This window comes from Ruegeria sp. HKCCE4148, assembly GCF_017872495.1.
Lineage (GTDB): Bacteria > Pseudomonadota > Alphaproteobacteria > Rhodobacterales > Rhodobacteraceae > Ruegeria.
Window position 1 is genome coordinate 737,711 of record NZ_JAEDOS010000001.1, and the last position, 15,123, is coordinate 752,833.

14 protein-coding genes are annotated in these 15,123 nt (G+C 59.0%); 10 read left to right on the forward strand and 4 right to left on the reverse strand.

Annotated elements, in window-relative coordinates; all coding sequences use genetic code 11:
* Window positions 1-19 precede the first annotated feature (19 nt).
* Both I9187_RS03645 and I9187_RS03650 read left to right on the forward strand, forming a co-directional pair.
* Window positions 20-475: a DUF1178 family protein gene (locus I9187_RS03645; protein WP_209940062.1), complete on the forward strand. Its 456-nt coding sequence runs from the start codon at window positions 20-22 to the stop codon at window positions 473-475.
* A 3-nt stretch (window positions 476-478) separates the two neighbouring features.
* On the forward strand, window positions 479-1,117 hold the full coding sequence (locus tag I9187_RS03650; RefSeq protein WP_171177838.1) for an SDR family oxidoreductase: 639 nt from the start codon (window positions 479-481) through the stop codon (window positions 1,115-1,117).
* On the opposite strand, the gene I9187_RS03655 is transcribed toward I9187_RS03650, so the two are convergent.
* Window positions 1,111-1,467 (reverse strand): hypothetical protein, encoded by a 357-nt coding sequence (locus I9187_RS03655; protein ID WP_171177836.1) that lies wholly within the window; start codon window positions 1,465-1,467, stop codon window positions 1,111-1,113. The two genes, I9187_RS03650 and I9187_RS03655, sit on opposite strands and share 7 nt — an antisense overlap.
* A 165-nt stretch (window positions 1,468-1,632) precedes the next feature.
* On the opposite strand from I9187_RS03655, the gene I9187_RS03660 reads away from it, so the two are divergent.
* The 6 genes from I9187_RS03660 to I9187_RS03685 all read left to right on the forward strand — a co-directional run bounded on the left by I9187_RS03660 (window position 1,633) and on the right by I9187_RS03685 (window position 10,442).
* Window positions 1,633-2,871, forward strand: coding sequence for an aspartate kinase (locus I9187_RS03660; RefSeq protein ID WP_171177834.1), 1,239 nt, complete (start codon window positions 1,633-1,635; stop codon window positions 2,869-2,871).
* A 46-nt stretch (window positions 2,872-2,917) separates the two neighbouring features.
* Window positions 2,918-5,161: a phosphoenolpyruvate--protein phosphotransferase gene (gene ptsP / locus I9187_RS03665; RefSeq protein ID WP_171177831.1), complete on the forward strand. Its 2,244-nt coding sequence runs from the start codon at window positions 2,918-2,920 to the stop codon at window positions 5,159-5,161.
* A gap of 149 nt (window positions 5,162-5,310) precedes the next feature.
* The gene (gene zwf / locus I9187_RS03670) at window positions 5,311-6,756 is read left to right on the forward strand and encodes a glucose-6-phosphate dehydrogenase (RefSeq protein ID WP_171177829.1); all 1,446 of its coding nucleotides are present in this window, start codon (window positions 5,311-5,313) and stop codon (window positions 6,754-6,756) included.
* Window positions 6,757-6,758: 2 nt separating this feature from the next.
* Window positions 6,759-8,564, forward strand: coding sequence for a phosphogluconate dehydratase (edd, locus tag I9187_RS03675; RefSeq protein ID WP_216599029.1), 1,806 nt, complete (start codon window positions 6,759-6,761; stop codon window positions 8,562-8,564).
* Between the two features lie 3 nt (window positions 8,565-8,567).
* On the forward strand, window positions 8,568-9,200 hold the full coding sequence (locus I9187_RS03680) for a bifunctional 4-hydroxy-2-oxoglutarate aldolase/2-dehydro-3-deoxy-phosphogluconate aldolase (RefSeq protein ID WP_171177827.1): 633 nt from the start codon (window positions 8,568-8,570) through the stop codon (window positions 9,198-9,200).
* A 51-nt stretch (window positions 9,201-9,251) separates the two neighbouring features.
* Window positions 9,252-10,442 carry an aminotransferase class V-fold PLP-dependent enzyme gene (locus tag I9187_RS03685; RefSeq protein ID WP_171177825.1) on the forward strand — a complete coding sequence of 397 codons (1,191 nt, stop codon included), beginning with the start codon at window positions 9,252-9,254 and terminating at the stop codon, window positions 10,440-10,442.
* 12 nt (window positions 10,443-10,454) lie between these two features.
* On the opposite strand, the gene I9187_RS03690 is transcribed toward I9187_RS03685, so the two are convergent.
* Window positions 10,455-11,570, reverse strand: a complete 1,116-nt coding sequence (locus I9187_RS03690; RefSeq protein ID WP_171177822.1) for a pyridoxal phosphate-dependent aminotransferase — start codon at window positions 11,568-11,570, stop codon at window positions 10,455-10,457.
* Window positions 11,571-11,654: 84 nt separating this feature from the next.
* Here I9187_RS03690 and I9187_RS03695 point away from each other — a divergent pair, with 84 nt between their 5' ends.
* Window positions 11,655-12,725 (forward strand): SMP-30/gluconolactonase/LRE family protein, encoded by a 1,071-nt coding sequence (locus I9187_RS03695; RefSeq protein ID WP_171177820.1) that lies wholly within the window; start codon window positions 11,655-11,657, stop codon window positions 12,723-12,725.
* Between the two features lie 66 nt (window positions 12,726-12,791).
* Window positions 12,792-13,574 carry a crotonase/enoyl-CoA hydratase family protein gene (locus I9187_RS03700; protein ID WP_171177818.1) on the forward strand — a complete coding sequence of 261 codons (783 nt, stop codon included), beginning with the start codon at window positions 12,792-12,794 and terminating at the stop codon, window positions 13,572-13,574.
* Here the strand turns inward: I9187_RS03700 and I9187_RS03705 are convergent, their stop codons facing one another.
* Window positions 13,575-13,907, reverse strand: a complete 333-nt coding sequence (locus I9187_RS03705) for a DUF1992 domain-containing protein (protein WP_171177816.1) — start codon at window positions 13,905-13,907, stop codon at window positions 13,575-13,577.
* Between the two features lie 39 nt (window positions 13,908-13,946).
* Window positions 13,947-15,110: a benzoate/H(+) symporter BenE family transporter gene (locus tag I9187_RS03710; RefSeq protein WP_209940063.1), complete on the reverse strand. Its 1,164-nt coding sequence runs from the start codon at window positions 15,108-15,110 to the stop codon at window positions 13,947-13,949.
* Window positions 15,111-15,123 lie beyond the last annotated feature (13 nt).

Sequence of the window (15,123 nt, forward strand, 5' to 3'; positions counted from 1 at the left end):
TCGATTTTTTGGACTGAACATGATTCAATACGCGTTGAAATGCATTGAAGGCCACACGTTCGACAGTTGGTTCCAATCCGCCGAAGCCTACGACAAATTGGCTGCGGCAGGGATGGTTACCTGCGCGGTATGCGGGTGCGTGCACGTCGAAAAGGCGATCATGACACCGCGTGTCCGTCCGGCTCGAAACGCGAAACCCAAGCTTCAAGTGCCGCCTGCTGCGGATGAAAAGATCGACGTGGCCACACCTTCGCCCGAGATTGAGAAGGTTTTGTCCGAGATGCGGCGCCATGTCGAAGAGAACTCGGACTACGTGGGCAAGGACTTTGCCAGTGAAGCCCGCAAAATTCATCTGGGTGAGGCTCCGGACCGTGCAATCTATGGCGAGGCCAAGCCAGATGAGGCAAAGTCGCTGATAGAAGACGGCGTGCCTGTGGCGCCATTGCCCTTTGTACCCAGCAGAAAGACAAACTGAAACATGCACATCGTGATTACCGGTGCCAATCGCGGAATCGGCCTGGCGTTGTCCACGCGCTATAGTGACAGGGGCGACACCGTTACAGGAACCTCTCGCGATGGCAGCGCACAGCTGCGCCTTGATGTAACCGATCCCGCGCAACACGCTGCATTCGCAGAGCAATTGAGGAACCAACCCGTTGATCTTCTGATCTGTAACGCGGGCGTATATTTGGACAAAGGTCACACGATCAACGACTACCCGGCCGACATGTGGGCGCAGAGCTTTGCAACCAACGTTACTGGGGTATTCCTGACGGTTCAGGCTTTGTTGCCCAATCTACAAGCGTCGCGCGGAAAGGTGGCCATCCTATCTTCGCAAATGGCCTCGCATACCCGCGCACCGGGTGGCAGCTATATCTATCGCGCGTCCAAGGCGGCGGTGTTGAATTTGGGGCGCAATCTGGCGACCGACCTCAAAGACGACGGTATCGCCGTTGGAATCTATCATCCAGGTTGGGTCCAGACGGACATGGGCGGAGACGCAGCAGAAATCGACGTGGAACAGGCCGTATCGGGCCTGATCGAGCGGTTCGATGATTTGTCACTGGCCACCACAGGGTGCTTCGAAACCTATGATGGGCAGCCACACGCTTACTGAGAGCTCAGCGCAGCCTTGGGGATTTCGTAGACTTCGCCAGGATCAATATAGATCACCAACAGATCGCCGCGCGTTTCATAGGACATTTTTGAGGTCGAGCTGCTGGATTCAGGCACACCATCTTTGAAATAGATGTTACGCACCTGCCCGCCGCCTAGGCCGACTGCAAGTGTGATGTTGCCGTCGTCGTGGCGGCGCAACTCTGCATGGCAGCTTTGCAGAGGATCACCGGCGTTTGCGGCGCAAGGTACCGTGCCCAGTGCGTTTTGACCGTCGGTTCCAGCGACACTTGCGACCTGAGCCAAGGCTGGCGACGAAATTAGGGCGACGGCAAGGGCTAGGCGAAACATGAAGAACCTCTTGATATGGTTGTTGCCCGTAGGCTGACATTGCGTCTGCACAATGTAAAGCGGCCCTGCGCCGCAGGCTGGTGCCTTTTGCGCCCTTGCTCTTGGTGTGCCCCTCGCATATGAGGCACGGAACCTACAATCCAAGGCGCGGAGACTTTTGCCCCCATGCCCTTACTCGTAATGAAATTCGGCGGCACATCTGTCGCCAATCTGGACCGTATCCGCCGTGCCGCCAAGCGCATCGGCGTCGAAGTTGCCAAGGGTTATGACGTGATTGTCATCGTCTCGGCCATGTCGGGAAAAACCAACGAGCTTGTGGGCTGGGTGAATGAGACATCGCCGCTGTTTGACGCGCGTGAATACGATGCCGTTGTGTCTTCGGGTGAAAACGTCACTGCTGGGCTCATGGCTCTGACTTTGCAGGAAATGGACATCCCTGCGCGCAGCTGGCAGGGCTGGCAGGTGCCGCTGCTGACCACCAGCGCCCACAGCCAGGCCCGGATCGAGGAAATCCCGACCGAAAACCTGAACCAGAAATTCGGCGAAGGTATGAAAGTAGCGGTTGTCGCGGGTTTCCAGGGTCTCAGCCCCGAGGGCCGTATCACCACGTTGGGTCGTGGCGGCTCGGACACCACGGCCGTGGCTTTTGCAGCAGCGTTCGGTGCGGAGCGTTGTGACATCTACACAGATGTGGATGGCGTCTATACCACCGATCCGCGCATCTGCGAAAAGGCGCGCAAGCTGGACCGCATATCGTTCGAAGAGATGCTCGAACTCGCCTCGCTGGGTGCGAAAGTGCTGCAAACCCGCTCGGTCGAGCTGGCGATGCGCTATAAGGTGAAACTGCGCGTTCTTTCAAGTTTCGAAGAACAATCCGACGAGGCCGGTACTTTGGTCTGCGACGAGGAGGATATCATGGAATCCAATGTTGTGGCCGGTGTGGCCTATTCCCGTGACGAAGCCAAGATGACCGTCGTATCGGTGGCCGACCGCCCCGGTATCGCCTCGATCATCTTTACCGCGCTCAGTGATGAGGGTGTGAACGTCGACATGATCGTTCAGAACATCTCGGACGAGGGGCGCACGGACATGACGTTCTCATGCCCGACCGACCAGGTGGCCCGCGCAGAAAAAGCGCTGATGGCAATTAAGGAAGCTGGCGAGTTGAACTATGCCGAGCTGGTGGCGGACAATGACGTCTGCAAGGTTTCGGTTGTGGGAATCGGTATGCGCTCGCAGTCGGGTGTTGCGGCCAAAATGTTCAAGGTGCTCTCGGATGAGGGGATCAACATCAAGGTCATTACAACCTCTGAGATCAAAATTTCCGTTCTGGTCGACAGGAAATACATGGAACTTGCTGTTCAGGCGCTGCATGATGCCTTTGAACTGGACAAGGCGGCCTGAGCTTTTCAGCCAAGGGTTTCGCCTGACACACTAAACTGGGTGGGCCATGGCGGACGGCACCGAAACAGAATCCCGCAAGCTGCTGCGGCGGTTGCGCGAAGAGATGGCGAGCGAAGCCGCCGGTCAGGAACGTCTTGACCGGATCACTCACCTGATTGCCGACAGCATCAGGGCCGAAGTTTGCTCGATCTACCTGTTCCGCGATGATGAGACGCTGGAGCTTTGTGCAACCGAAGGTCTTTCTCCTGAATCGGTCCACAAGACGCGGATGCGTATGGGCGAGGGCCTGGTGGGGCGCGTTGCCAAATTCAGTAAGGTGGTCAATACAGCGGATGCGCCATCCGAAAAAGGGTTCCGTTATATGCCGGAAACCGGCGAGGAACGGTATTCGTCGTTTCTTGGGGTTCCGGTACAGCGCCTTGGGGAAAAGCTGGGTGTTTTGGTGGTTCAGTCGCGTGAAGCACGCGAATTTTCCGCTGACGAAGTCTATGCCTTGGAAGTGGTTGCTATGGTTTTGGCCGAAATGGCCGAGCTTGGTGCTTTTGTGGGCGAGGGCGCGGCACTGTCACCGCTTCACCAGCAATCGGTTCTACTGCGTGGTGGTCCCGCGCAGGAAGGGTCCGCTGAAGGACATGTCTGGCTTCATGAGCCCCGCGTGGTCGTCACGAACCCAATAGCAGAAGACCCACACAAAGAACGCGAGCGTCTGATCGGGGCGGTAGATGAGTTGCGCGTCGGGGTCGACAAGATGCTCGAGATTTCTCGGGACGGTGACACCGAGCAGCTTAAAGTGCTTGAAGCCTATCGCATGTTTGCCAATTCCAAAGGCTGGATGCGGCGGATGGAAGAGGACATTGCCCTTGGCCTCAGCGCCGAAGCTGCGGTCGAAAAGGAACAATCGCAGGCACGCGCGCGTATGGGGCAGGTCACGGACCCCTATCTGCGCGAACGGCTGGCGGACCTGGACGATCTCAGCAATCGCTTGCTGCGGATCCTGACCGGTCAGGGCAAGACCGACAGTGCCGATCTGCCGCCGGATCCGATTCTGATCGCGCGCAATATCGGCCCGGGTGATCTGCTGGAATATGGGCGCGCGCTGAAGGGGATTGTGCTCGAAGAGGGCTCGGTTGGCAGCCACGCCACCATAGTGGCGCGGGCGCTGGCGATCCCGCTTGTGGTGCATGTGGGTCGGATTACGACCGAAGCGTTGAACGGTGATCATATACTGGTCGATGGTGATCAGGGCGTGGTGCATTTGCGTCCCGAAGATACCGTGGTCAGCGCCTTTCGCGACAAGATCGCCATGCAGGCCAAGGCGCAGGAACGCTATGCGTCGATCCGAGAAACTCCCTGTGTCACACGGGATGGTGCACGCATCAATCTGGTGATGAATGCGGGTCTGATGGCTGATCTGCCGTCGTTGGGCACATCAGGTGCCGAGGGCGTCGGCCTGTTCCGCACCGAGCTGCAATTCCTGATCCGTAACAAGATGCCCAAGCGGTCCGAGCTTGTCACACAATATCAACGTGTTCTGGATGCGGCAGGGGACAAGCGGGTTGTGTTCCGCACCTTGGATATCGGGTCAGACAAGGTTCTGCCCTATATGAAGCATGTTGCTGAACCGAACCCTGCGCTGGGCTGGCGCGCTATTCGGGTGGGGCTGGATAAACGCGGGGTCATGCGGATGCAGTTGCAAGCGCTTCTGCGGGCTGCGAATGGACGACCGCTGACGATCATGTTTCCATTTGTCGCGCAGGCGGACGAGTTCCGCGAAGCCCGGTGGGAGGTGAACAAAACCATCGATCGCGAAAAACGGCTGGGTCATATCCTGCCTGAAACGCTTGAGGTTGGCGCGATGCTGGAAACCCCGTCGCTGGCCTTTGCCCCCCAGAAGTTCTTTGACGAGGTGGACTTTATCTCGATCGGCGGCAACGACCTAAAGCAGTTCTTCTTTGCTGCCGACCGTGAAAATGAACTGGTCCGGCGCCGTTACGACACGCTAAATGTCAGCTTCCTGAGTTTGATGGAGCGGATTGTTGAGCGCTGCGATATCTCGGACACTCCGCTCAGTTTCTGCGGTGAAGATGCCGGGCGCCCCGTCGAAGCGCTGTGCTTGGCGGCGATGGGCATTCGGACATTGTCGATGCGCCCTGCTTCGATTGGCCCGGTCAAAAGCCTGTTGCTGCGCTGTGATCTGTCAGAGGTACGTAAAATCATCGCCGATGCCCGGCATCGAGGTGAGCAAAGCGTACGCCCGGCTGTGATGGAATGGCTGCGCAATCAAGGATAACGCGCAAAACGCGCGGGTTTTCGGAAACTCTGCTTGATTTTTGCGTGGGGTCTTTCTAATACGCGGGCAATGTTAGCGATAACAGTCGCGGTATTGTGCAGTTTTGTACCATGCTGGGTTGGTATCGACACACTCAGAAGGAGCCCATGATGGTTTCACGTGTAATTCCGGTAGAACCATTCGACCTGGTTCTGTTCGGGGCAACCGGCGATCTGGCGCAACGCAAGATACTGCCGGGCCTGTGCCATCGTTTCGCGATTGGACAGATGCCCGAAGGCGCGCGGATCATCGGTACGGCACGATCAGAAATCGACAGCGATGGGTTCCGTGATCAGGTCCGCAAGTCGATGCAGCAATTTGCACCAGACTTTTCTCCTGAGACGCTGGACCAGTTTCTGGCACATGTCGAATACGTGCCCGTGGATGCTTTGGGTGAAGCCGGGTGGTCCGGTCTCAAAAAGTTGCTGCGCGACGAGGTTGTCCGGGCTTTTTATCTGTCAGTGGGTCCAAGCCTGTTCGCTGGGATCGCGCAGCGTTTGCATGACACCGGCTTGGCCACGCCTGACAGCCGCATCGTCGTTGAAAAGCCGTTTGGTCATGATCTCGCCTCGGCCAAGGCACTTAACGAAGGTTTGCGCGCCTGTTTTGAAGAGCATCAAATTTATCGGATCGACCATTATCTGGGTAAGGAAACCGTGCAGAACCTGATGGCGCTTCGTTTTGCGAATTCGCTGTTCGAGCCGCTTTGGAATTCCACCCATATCGATCACGTACAAATCACCGTGGCCGAGACCGTGGGTGTTGAAGGGCGCGGGGCCTATTACGATCAATCCGGTGCAATGCGGGACATGATCCAGAACCATCTGGTTCAATTGCTTTGTCTGACGGCGATGGAGCCGCCTTCGAAATATGCGCCCAACGCCGTACGTGATGAAAAGGTCAAGGTGATCGAAGCGCTGGAACCGATCGAACCCAAGGATATCGCGCGCGGCCAATACCGGGCGGACAAGGGTGAGGGCGGATATGTCGATCATGTCGGCAACCCCGCCAGCCGAACCGAAAGCTTCATTGCACTCAAGGTTCATATCGGTAACTGGCGTTGGGCGGGTGTGCCTTTCTATCTGCGCACCGGCAAACGTCTGCGCGCGCGCGAATCCGAGATCGCGGTGTTCTTCCGCGATCCGCCACATACCATTTTCCCCAATGTCGGCCCTCTGCACGGCAACGTGCTGGTGATCCGTCTGCAACCCGACGAAGGCATTACCCTGCGCACCACGATCAAGGATCCGGGGCCGGGCGGGTTCCGCCTGTCGGACGTGGCGCTGGACATGAGCTTTGCCGATGCGCTTGGGGCCGAGGCGCAAGCCCCAGATGCCTATGAGCGTCTGATCATGGATGTCATCCGAGGCGATCAAACATTGTTCATGCGCGGTGATGAGGCCGAGGCCGCCTGGGCCTGGGTCGATCCCATCATTCAGGGCTGGGAACAGCGCGGAGACCGCCCGTCCCGCTACGATCAGGGCAGTTCAGGTCCCGAAGAAGCACTGATGCTGATGCATCGCGATGGACGCCGGTGGCGTCAGATCGGAGGGTAATCATGGTAAATTCAGTTATTGCCGACGTCACAAAACGGATCATCGACCGCAGCGCCGATCTGCGCGGTCCGCATCTGGACCGAATGGAACAGGCCAAATCCAAGGGCCCGGCCCGTGCGCATCTGTCTTGCAGCGGGCAGGCCCACGCTTATGCGGGTTCGGGGGAAGACCAGCAATCGATGGCAACTGGCACGGCAGGCAATCTGGGAATTGTCACCGCCTATAACGACATGTTGTCGGCGCATCAGCCGTTTGAGCGTTATCCCGAACTGATCCGTCAGGCGATCCGCGCAGCCGGAGGCACCGCGCAGGTCGCAGGTGGAGTTCCGGCGATGTGCGATGGCGTCACGCAAGGTGAGGCCGGGATGGAACTGTCGCTGTTTTCGCGCGACGTGATCGCATTGGCGACTGGCGTAGCGCTGAGCCACAACACCTATGACGCGGCGGTGTTCCTTGGCGTTTGCGATAAGATCGTCCCCGGGCTGGTCATCGGCGCACAGGCCTTTGGCCACCTGCCTGCCGTCTTCCTGCCTGCGGGGCCGATGACCAGTGGCTTGCCGAATGACGAAAAAGCCAAGGTCCGCCAACAATTTGCCGCCGGAGAGGTCGGCCGCGAAGACCTGATGGCTGCCGAAATGGCCGCATATCACGGACCCGGCACCTGCACTTTCTACGGAACGGCCAACACCAACCAGATGCTGATGGAGTTCATGGGCCTGCATCTGCCGGGCTCTAGCTTTGTCAATCCAAACACGCCCTTGCGTGATGCCCTGACCGAGGAAGGTGCACGCCGCGCCTTGTCGCTCAGCGCGCTGGGCAACCACTACACACCGGTCTGCCAGATTCTTGATGAACGTGCCTTTGTGAACGGCATCGTGGGTCTGATGGCCACAGGGGGATCGACCAACCTGCTGATCCACCTGATCGCTATGGCGCGGGCAGGTGGTATCGTGTTGGATTGGGAAGATTTTTCCGACATCTCTGCCGTCGTGCCTTTGGTTGCGCGGGTCTATCCCAACGGTCTGGCGGATGTGAACCACTATCACGCTGCTGGGGGGCTGGGGTATACAATCGGCACATTGCTGGACGAGGGGTTGTTGCACCCCGATACGCTGACCGTCGCGGGGCAGGGCCTCCAGAACTACACCAAAGAACCCAAGCTGCTCGATGGAGACCTCGTCTGGCAGGATGGGACTGACCGCAGCCTGAACGAAAAGATTTTACGCCCGGCCAATGATCCGTTCCAACCAACCGGAGGTCTGTCGCGCCTGACGGGCAACCTGGGCACCGGTGTCATGAAAGTTTCAGCCGTTGCCCCCGAACATCAGGTGGTCGAAGCACCTGTACGTGTGTTCGATGATCAGGATGACGTCAAAGCGGCCTTCAAGGCCGGAGTGTTCACGGATGACGTCATCGTTGTCGTGCGTTTCCAAGGCCCCAAGGCGAACGGGATGCCCGAGCTGCATTCTCTGACGCCTATCCTTTCAATTCTGCAAGGTCGGGGGCAGAAGGTGGCTCTGGTCACCGACGGTCGCATGTCCGGCGCGTCCGGCAAGGTGCCCGCAGCAATCCATGTCTGCCCCGAGGCTTTGGACGGTGGAGCCATCGCCTATCTGCAAGACGGTGACATGCTGCGCGTTGATGCGGTCAAGGGCGCGTTGAAAATCCTCACTCCCGGCGTTTTGGACCGGGCACCGGCCACCGCCGATCTTTCATCCAACCATCACGGTGTCGGTCGCGACCTCTTCGGTGCGTTCCGGCAGAACGTCGGGTCTGCCGACACAGGTGCCAGCATATTCGGAGCTTAAGACATGTCTAAAACCCAACGCACCCGCGAAATCTGCGCGCTGGCGCCCATCGTTCCGGTGCTCGTCGTCGATGATGCCGCACAGGCGCGCCCTCTGGCTGAAGCTCTGGTTGCAGGTGGTCTGCCCGCGCTGGAAGTCACTCTGCGCACTCCGGCTGCACTCGACGCGATCCGGGCAATGGCTGAGGTGCCGGGGGGCGTCGTGGGCGCAGGCACGCTGGTCACGCCCGAAGACGTCCGCGCCGCCAAGGACGCAGGTGCGCAATTCGGGGTCTCTCCGGGTGCAACCGAAACACTAATCGCGGCCTGTGAGGCCGAAGGCCTGCCGCTGCTACCAGGCGCTGCCACAGCAAGCGAAGCGATGGCCTTGCTGGAAAAGGGTTATGACATGCTGAAATTCTTTCCGGCCGAGGCGTCGGGCGGCGCACCCGCGCTCAAGGCGATTGGCGCGCCTCTGCCGCAGATCAGCTTTTGCCCGACGGGTGGTGTCTCTCCGTCTAACGCGCGCGATTACCTGTCGTTGTCCAATGTGATTTGTGCCGGTGGCAGCTGGGTCGCACCGAAACATCTTGTCGAAGCAGGCGATTGGGCTGGGATCGAGGCGCTGGCAAGCGAAGCATCCAAGCTGATGGATTGACGCCGCCAGAACCCTTGCTAGGTTGGGCGTCAATTCAAACAGGTTGACCTCATGACAAACAAAGTTTCGCTTGCGCAAGGGCGCGAGTATCTGGCTATTCCTGGCCCGTCGGTCATGCCCGATGCCGTATTACAAGCCATGCACCGTCCTTCACCGAATATCTATGACGGTGAGTTGATAGAAATGATGCCCGCGCTGACCAACGACCTTAAGCGTGTTGCACGAACCCGGCATAATGTGGCGATTTACATCGCCAACGGCCATGGCACGTGGGAAGCTGTGCTTTCCAACGTGATTGCACCGGGTGAAACGGTGCTGGCTCCGGCGTCGGGCCGCTTTACCCACGGCTGGGCCGAAATGGCTGAAGGGATCGGGGCAAAGGTTGAATTGATCGACTTTGGAACGGCTTCGGCGTGGGATTTAGACAAAATCGCTGATGCGCTGCGCGCCGACCAAGACCACCAGATCAAGGCCGTGCTGGCGGTCCATGTGGATACATCCAGTTCGATCCGCAACGACATTCCCGGGCTTCGCAAACTTCTGGACGATCTTGGTCATCCGGCGTTGCTGATGGCCGATTGCATCGCGTCTCTGGGTTGTGACCGGTTCGAGATGGATGAATGGGGTGTCGATGTGACGGTCAGTGCCTGTCAAAAGGGGATGATGACCCCGGCAGGTATGGGATTTGCGTTCTTTAACGACAAAGCACAGGCGAAACGGGCTACAATGCCGCGCGTGTCGCAATATTGGGATTGGCAGCCGCGCGCGAACCCGGACCTGTTCTACCAGTATTTCAATGGTACAGCACCCACGCACCACCTCTATGGCCTGCGTGCCGCGCTGGATCTGATCCATGCAGAAGGGATCGAGCAGGTTTGGGCGCGCCACGAACACTTGGCCAAAGCAATCTGGAAAGCGTGCGAAACTTGGGCAGAAGGCGGTGCATTGCATCTTAACGTTACAGATCGCGCCCATCGCAGCCGCGCGGTCACGTCCCTGCGCCTTAGTGATGGCCGGGGCACCCCGCTGCGCGCCTTTACGGAGAACCAGTTGGGTTTGACGCTGGGCATCGGCCTGGGGATGGCGGACTATGACGGATATTTCCGTTTAGGTCACATGGGGCATGTCAACGGGCAGATGATCATGGCAATGCTGGGCGGTGTTGAAACAGCTTTGGCCGCGCTGGACATCCCCCGTGGCACTGGGGCGCTCGAGGCCGCAGCGACTGTGCTCGCTGCCTGATCAGGGCAGTGGTCAGGCGGTTTGCGCCCGAGCTGCCGCCAGAGCCTTGGGCAAAGCCTCTGCAAATGCGTCCAAATCCGCCGCCTCTCCACAACTTACTCGAATGCATCTGTTTTGAGGCGCGGCAAACGGCATGCGTACGAAAATTCCCTGTTCGACCAGTGAATCCAACACCGCTTTGGCGAAATCCCCATTGTGCCCGCAGTCGATCGCAACAAAATTGGTGGCCGACGGCAGTGGCTGCAATCCATTGTCGCGTGCAATCGCGCCGATACGCTCTCGCGCGTCCGCGATCCGGTTCTGGACATGCGGCAGCCAGTCTGCATCCTGGAGTGCGGCCAAAGCACCTGCCTGCGCTGCGCGGTTCATGCCGAAATGATTGCGCACTTTGTTGAAGGCCGAAATCAGGTCCGGCGCGCCTATGGCATATCCAACGCGCGCGCCTGCCATGCCATAAACTTTTGAGAATGTCCGCATCCGGATGACGCGGGGATCATTTGCGTCGACTGGTGCCGCCGTCCCCTCGGGTGCGCATTCCACATAAGCCTCATCCAGTACCAGCAGGCAGTCTTCCGGCAAGTCCTTCATCGCATTTACGATATCGGCACCCAAATGCCAGCTGCCCATCGGGTTGTCCGGGTTTGCCAGATAAACCAACCTGGCCTCGACTTCAGCCGCCTTGGCAAACAGCGCTGTCGGGTCTTCGTGATCGCCGGAGTAGGGCACTTTGTGAAGAACACCTCCGAATCCGGCCACATGATAGTTGAAGGTCGGGTAAGCCCCGTCCGATGTCACCACCATATCTTCCGGACCGACCAGCAGTCGGACGAGATAACCCAGAAGCCCGTCAATCCCTTCGCCCACGACGATATTTTCTGGCGTCACGCCATGGTGCTTTGCCAGGGCGTCGCGCAGGTCATGGTTTTCGGGATCGCCATACATCCAGATTTCAGATGCAGCTTGCGCCATCGCGTCGATAGCCTGTGGCGAGGGGCCAAACACACTTTCATTTGCACCCAGACGCGCACCAAACGGCGCACCGCGTTGCCGCTCTTGCGTTTCTGGGCCGACAAAGGGCACGGTGGCTGGCAGGGATTGGGCAAGCGGGGTGTATCGAGGTCCGGTCATGTGCGCAGATAACCCTAAGCCCGAAGATTGAGCAAGCGTGTGCCATCCGGCGCGCTAGCAAAGACTTTGAATAAAGGAGCGCAGATGCGCATTCTCATAGCTGTCATTCTGTTGGGCCTCGCCTATCTTTTGTTCTGGCCCGTTCCGGTAACGCCCGTCGCAGTTGAAATGCCGGAAGATGCTGGGTTTACAGGAGATTTCGCTGAAAATGCGGCGCTGGATTCCGCACAGCTAGTCCGCCTGCCTAGGGATGAGGTCGGCCCCGAAGACATCGCGGTGATGCCCGATGGATCGGTTTATACCACCAGTCGGGCGGGTACCCTCTACCGCATCGAAGAAGAAGAACCTGTAGAGGTCGACCGTCTGGGCGGGCGCCCTCTGGGTCTCAAGGCCGGGCCTGACGGCGCGCTTTATGTTGCTGACAGCTTTCGCGGCGTGATGCGCTGGACTGGGCCGGGTACCTTGGAAACGGTGGTAGGTGACATCAACGGTGCGCCAGTGATCTATGCCAACCAGTTGGATGTGGCACAGGACGGCACGATCTATTTCTCGAACTCTTCGGACCGTTTCGATCCCGAAACCATGGGTGGGACAAAACCAACCTCGGTTCTGACCATTTGGGAACAGTCCGAAACAGGCTATGTCGCCCGTCGCACGCCCGATGGCACCACCCAGAAGATCGCCGAAGGGTTCGTCTACACCAACGGTGTCGCCCTGTCCCCGGAAGAAGACTTTTTGCTGATCGCCGAAACGGGTCGGGCACGGGTGCACAAACTGTGGCTGACCGGTCCGAAGGCCGGGAAGCAGAACGTCTTGATGGATAACCTGCCCGGCTATCCAGACAACATCGAGGCGCAAGGCGATGGCACCTATTGGATGGCCTTCGCCAGCCCACGTGTACCGTCAGAGGCACTGATGCCGTATCCGTTTTTGCGTAAGATCATCTGGCGGCTGGGTCCAGCCGTCCGCCCTGCACCGATCCATCGTGGCATGATGGTGCAGTTCGATGGTGAAGGTCGTATTTTGCTCACGTTGCAGGATCCGCAGGGTCGTTTGGGAATCACGACCGGGGGTAAGATCGTGGCGGATCAGTTCTACGTCATGACGCTCGATTCCCCGTGGTTTGCGCGGATGCCCGTCAGCGATTTGCCCTGACGTCGCAGTGGTATTTGGCCGTCGGCCCGGGCATGGTTGTAACACGAAAATTTCGGGAGGTTCCCCATGTCACGCGTATCCGTCATCTACCAAGATCATGTTGCCCATGTCACCCTAACCCGGGGCGACAAGATGAATGCGTTGGATGATGCGATGATCAAGGCGCTTCTGTCCGCAGGGCAAGAAGTCGCGGCCTCTGACGCCCGCGCCGTGGTGCTATCGGGTGAAGGCAAGAGCTTTTGCGCAGGGCTCGATATGGCGAGCTTTGCCAAGATGGCGCACATGGACCCAACTGAATGGCTGATGACCCGAAGCCACGAGGACGCCAACGAGATGCAGGAGCTGGCACTGATCTGGCGACGCGTCCCGGTGCCTGTAATTTGCGCCATTCAGGGCGTGGCTTTCGGTGGTGGCCTGCAGATCGCACTGGGCGCGGATATTCGAATTGCGCATCCAGAGGCCAAACTGGCCGTGATGGAGATGAAATGGGGGATCATTCCCGACATGGGCGGTATGGTTCTGTTGCCGCGCCTGGTTCGTTCGGATGTGCTGCGACTGCTGACCTACACCGCGCGTCCCATCGGCGCGCAGCAGGCGGCGGATTGGGGGTTGGTGACGCAGCTTTCTGATGATCCGCTGACCGAAGCTTTGGCCCTTGCCGAGAATATCGCCGGTCAAAGCCCTTCGGCTATCCGCGCCGCCAAACGCCTTATCGAAGTTGCCGAGTCGCAGGCGCGTGCCGACGTTCTGATGGCAGAATCCGCCGAACAGGTCGGACTGATCGGCAAGCCCCACCAGATGGAGGTTGTGATGGCGCAGATGCAGGGCCGCAAGCCCGAGTTCAAGTAATCAGCGCATAAAGGCCCGGCGTGCGTCGCGGGCCATGTTGTAGCGCATTTCCAAATCGGCGATGTGGGCCATCGCGGCTTTTCGCTTGGCCGGGTCAGTCAGATTAGCATAGGTCTGCCGCGCTGCGTCGAGCTGCTTTTTGATGTCGAACTCTTCCGGTAAAACACCGGCTTGCGCCATGATCCTGTGACCTGCGGCGATGGCCGGATCACTCATCGCTTCAGGCGACCTGTCAGGCAGTGGTTGGCCTTCACCCTCCAGCCCCTGCAATTGGCCCTCAGCCTGAGCCTTTTTGATCTGGCGTTCGACCAGTTTTGCCAATGCTCCAAACATGGGTTTACTTTAAGCGATCTGTGATACCAGACAAACCATCTATCTGATGCGTTGCGAGATCAGGTAGGCGACCCCGCCCGCCAGCAGCCCCCAAACAGCCGCGCCCAGACCAAACGCAGTAATGCCCGAAGCTGTTATGGCAAAGGTCAGGATTGCCGCTTCGCGCTCGGCTGGAACTTCAAGCGCGGCGAAGGTGGCGTTGGCCATCACTCCGATCAAAGCGACACCGGTCAGCGTCCCCATCAGCAGTGGGTCGGCATGAGCAGCGAAACCAGTGATGGCCACGGCGAAGACACCAAACAGGCAATAGAACAGCCCCGCCATGATCGCTGACCAATAGCGCAAGGCCCGATCCGGGTGGCTGTCTTCGTTGGAGCACATGGCGGCCGTGATGGCAGCAAGGCAGGTCGCGGGTGCCCCGAATGGGGCGGACAACAGACTTGCGCCACCCACTGACGAGAACAGCTTACCCGGTTCAGACGTGTAGCCAAAACCGCGCATGACCGCGATGCCGGGGATGTTCTGCGTGGCCATCGTGACGACAAAAAGGGGCAGACCAATGCCGATGGCCGACGCGAGCGAGAAAGTGGGCATCGTCCAAACGGGGGGCGCAAGAAAGCTTTCGGGCCGCACGGAGGTGCCTTCGGCGCTGAAGACGACAACCAGTGCTGCGGCAACCACTGCGGCGGGTACTGCGAACAGTTTGTTGAAACGCCCCGCGATGAACCATGTCAGGATAACGGGAAGGGCTTGCCAGGGCAGTTCGACTGCCGCCTTAAATGGGACGATGCACAACGGCAGCAGCACACCCCCCAGCATAGCTTGGGCCAGCGTCGTCGGGATTGTGGCGGCCAAACGTCCCAGCGGTTTCCAGAGACCGGCCAATACCGTCAGTGCGCCGGCGCAGAGGAAGGCCCCGATTGCGCCCGAAAAGCCTTCTGCCGGGGTGGCGGACACTGCCAAAAGGGCAGCACCCGGAGTAGACCAGGCGACGCTGATCGGCTGCCGATAGCGTAGGCTGAGAAAGATCGCAGCCAACCCCATCGCAATCGCTGCACTCATTAAGCCCGAGGCAGCCTCGGCTTCCGAAGCTCCCATGGTTTCAAGCCCTTGCAGAATAATGGGGAAGGAACTGAAGAACCCGACCACTGAAACGACCAGCCCGGTTGAAATGGTTTGCACTGGGGGAAGGGGCTTTGCCATCGGGGCCTCGGGA